Genomic DNA, 3,391 nt, shown 5'->3' with positions numbered 1-3,391 from the left:
CTGGTGAGGTTCTTAAGACAATCAAACAATTGGCGGACGATCACATGACGATGATCATCGTAACCCATGAAATGAACTTTGCTCGTGAAGTATCCGATCGTGTTATCTTCATGGCAGATGGTGTCATTCAAGAAGAAGGAACACCAGAACAAATTTTCAATAATCCGCAGAACGATAGAACGAAAACGTTCTTAGATAATATGTTATAGGAGGCTCTATGAAGTTACGTTTGGTTGCGGCAACCTTGGCTGTAATGGCTTTGGGAACGACTTCTATTATGGCGGAAGGTTTGAAAGCTACACCTGAAACGCCTTTATCTATTGTGGAATCTCAAAAGGATTCTGCATCTATTTTGCCAGAAAAATACAAATCCTATGCTACCAAGATGAACACGGTGGTCAAGGACTATAAAAATGGCTATATGTTTTCAATTCCTTGGCGTGTAACTGATGGGGTTATGCTGGATATGGATGTGCGTAGTGAAAGCGAGCATATTCAAGGCTACTCCTTCAATTTAGCAGGTCCTACGCAAGAGGATTCTTATACAGTATCTTTCACGAAGCGCAATAACACACCACAAGATGGCGTGTCTCAAAAAGAATGGAATACGACTTGGTATGGCGTACCTATTAAGGGCATGTCTAATGAGGAGTATTTGAATATTTGGCGCCAACATAGCAATAACTTTGAGCATAATGATATTGTAGGTGGGTTCTTTACTAAGAAAGGTGCAGTCTCTGCTCGTTGGGATAAAAGTACACCAAAATCTTATGCGGATATGACATCTACAGAACCGGTTCAATCTGTATTTGAAGCGGAATTTATTATGGAGAAAGATCCAACTCACCGTTATAATTTGGCTAGTACTTACGCTCCGGTTCAAGCAGAGTTTATGGAGCTAGGCTTGATGGAGTATACCATTCCATCCTTCGAATTACTTAATAAGCGTGGCTCTAATGCCATTAAAGGTGTTAAGAAGATATTAACAGGTACAAGTGATATCAGTGTAGCTGAGGGTATCAAGTTTGCTTATCCAAAAGGCTTCACCCGTCTTAATGAAAAGGGCAAGATTGCTTTTACCAAACATAATATACGCCTTGATATTGAGTCTTTTACAATCCCTGTACAAGCTGTCAGCTCCGGTATGCCAACTATGATGGGTAAGCAAATGCTAGGAGACTATTATCTTAAACAATTGGTTGAAGTTAATAAGGCTACAATTACTCGCTATGAAACGCATATCATTGACGGTAATGTTATGTTTTATTTAGCGGGACATATGAAAAATCCGAATACGGCTGATACATCTGCAGCGGAGCCAGTATCCTTTGGTGCGATGATTATTCTCGGTAATGAAGGTAATGTGGCCGTAGCTCGAATGATTGGTCCTGCAGGTGCTAGCCTTGCTACTCCAGAGCTTATAGAGGTACTAGAGGGGTTTAAATTGACCACTACACTCAATACAAATCAATCATCTCAAGTTCTTTAATATATATATAATATTCTATTAGTTGTATAATTCTGTATAATTTGTGCTATAATGTAATAAATCCTTTTAAAAAAGAGGAGTTTTCCTTGATGGTCTAGAATATATTAGTATAGGCTAAACGATATTTGATCATATCCCCTTTGAGGGATTAGGAATAGGAGGGGTTATTATGGTTACCTATAAAACTATTGTCGTACCTACTGATGGTTCTGAAAATGCTAAACGTGCGTTGGAACATGCTCTTGCTGTAGCGGATCGCAACCAAGCTGAATTGATTGTTGTTCACGTTGCTAACATTGTTTCTGCTATTTCCAATTTTGATCAAACACCAATTTCTGGTGGTTACGTATCTGAGCAAATTGCTGAAGATATGGAAGAAACTGGTAAGGAAATTCTTAACGATGTAGTGAAAGAAATTCCTGCAGGTGTAAAAGTTAAAAGCGTATTCGAAGTTGGCTCCCCAGGACCAGCATTACTTGCAGTAGCTAAAAAATACAATGCTGATCTCATCGTAATGGGTAGCCGTGGCCTTGGCCCTTTGAAAGGCTTATTCATGGGTAGCGTAAGTAGCTATGTAACTAGCCACTCCACTTGCCCTGTATTAATCATTAAATAATTCATATCTGATATAGATATGTCATAAAAAAGAGTCTTTGGTTTCTCAAGGTCTCTTTTTTATTATGTTAAAAATGATATAATATACGTATATATGCCATATATATTGGCGTTCTGCTAAAGAAGTATCATAGTTACACAAAAGAGCTACAAAATAAGAATGAATATTAGTGAAAGTAAGGGGGACTATATGACCGATAAACAAGAGTCATTGCTAAAGCTGGCCGAACTGTTTAAAATCTTGGGTGATCCTACCCGCCTTAAAATAGTAGAACTATTACTAGAAAATGAAATGTGTGTCAATCACATTGCAGAAACCATGGGTATGGGACAATCTGCTATTTCTCATCAATTGCGTGTGTTGCGTCAAGCGCGCCTTGTTACGTATCGCAAGGATGGGAAAACAGCATATTATTCTCTAAATGATGATCATGTTGAATGTTTAGTTCGCATGGGGATGGAACACGTAGCTCATCAATAATTAATAACGTAATCATTTAAAGTCTCATTATAAGAGATGAGCCTATGATACACTTATAAGTATTTTAGCCTCAAAATATAATAAAAGGAGCCCTTTTAGAGGGCTCCTTTTTGTATAGGTGTACTCGTATCAATATAATGGGAAGAGATAATAGGCTATAGTAATAAACAGTGGCATTGTTACAGCGGATAAAATAGTTGTGCCCATTACGATTTGTGTAGCATATTCTGGATTATTCTTCATTTCAATAGCAATAAGAGACATATTGATAGCGGTAGGTACGCTGTAGGTTATGATAATGGTTTGCGCCGCTATTGGATGCATAGGGCCATAGAACATTATAAATAGTATGGTAATACCAGCGGCTATGAGTGGGCTCACAATGAGTCGTAAGGTCGTTGCGAGCATGACATCCATCTTGAAAAAGTTCAGAGGTGTTCTATTAATCTGTACACCTAAGGCAATCATGGCAACTCCAACGAAGGCGTTGGCAAAGATGTTGAGTGGTGCAAAGAAGAAGAGCCCGTGTAAATCAAAGGGCAATAGCTGGCAAAGTAGTGCCAGTGGGATGGCATATACCATAGGCATGTGGAATACGACTTTTAGTGCATCCCGTGGGGTTAGTCGTCCAGCTCCAGCTTGGTAGAACCCATAGGTATTACTGCTAATAGTTTGGATGATCATGATAGATACAACGCTTACAAGACCTAAATTGGCATAGGGTGTGGTTCCATCGATGACATATGGAATATTAGTAAATACAAAGATAGCAAGGGCGACACCCATATTCCCAACGTTATTAAACA

General features: G+C 38.8%; 4 protein-coding genes and 1 pseudogene. 4 read left to right on the top strand and 1 reads right to left on the bottom strand.

The window, feature by feature from the left end:
* The 4 genes and pseudogenes from Q0507_RS04275 to Q0507_RS04260 form a co-directional block, all read left to right on the top strand.
* Positions 1–209 (top strand): annotated as a pseudogene (locus Q0507_RS04275) (polar amino acid ABC transporter ATP-binding protein); the annotation flags it as partial.
* A gap of 8 nt (positions 210–217) precedes the next feature.
* A complete protein-coding gene (locus Q0507_RS04270) occupies positions 218–1,489 on the top strand; it encodes a hypothetical protein (protein WP_298712910.1) in 1,272 nt (423 codons plus the stop codon).
* Between the two features lie 169 nt (positions 1,490–1,658).
* Positions 1,659–2,105 (top strand): universal stress protein, encoded by a 447-nt coding sequence (locus tag Q0507_RS04265; RefSeq protein WP_004693853.1) that lies wholly within the window; start codon positions 1,659–1,661, stop codon positions 2,103–2,105.
* 189 nt (positions 2,106–2,294) lie between these two features.
* Positions 2,295–2,585, top strand: coding sequence for a metalloregulator ArsR/SmtB family transcription factor (locus Q0507_RS04260; protein ID WP_298712907.1), 291 nt, complete (start codon positions 2,295–2,297; stop codon positions 2,583–2,585).
* Between the two features lie 129 nt (positions 2,586–2,714).
* On the opposite strand, the gene Q0507_RS04255 is transcribed toward Q0507_RS04260, so the two are convergent.
* On the bottom strand, positions 2,715–3,391 hold a 677-nt coding region (locus tag Q0507_RS04255), incomplete at its 5' end, for an AEC family transporter (RefSeq protein ID WP_298712905.1).

The sequence above is a fragment of the uncultured Veillonella sp. genome (assembly GCF_938010505.1).
In the GTDB taxonomy this organism is placed as follows: Bacteria; Bacillota; Negativicutes; order Veillonellales; family Veillonellaceae; genus Veillonella.
This window is presented reverse-complemented; position numbering and strand designations above follow the sequence as displayed.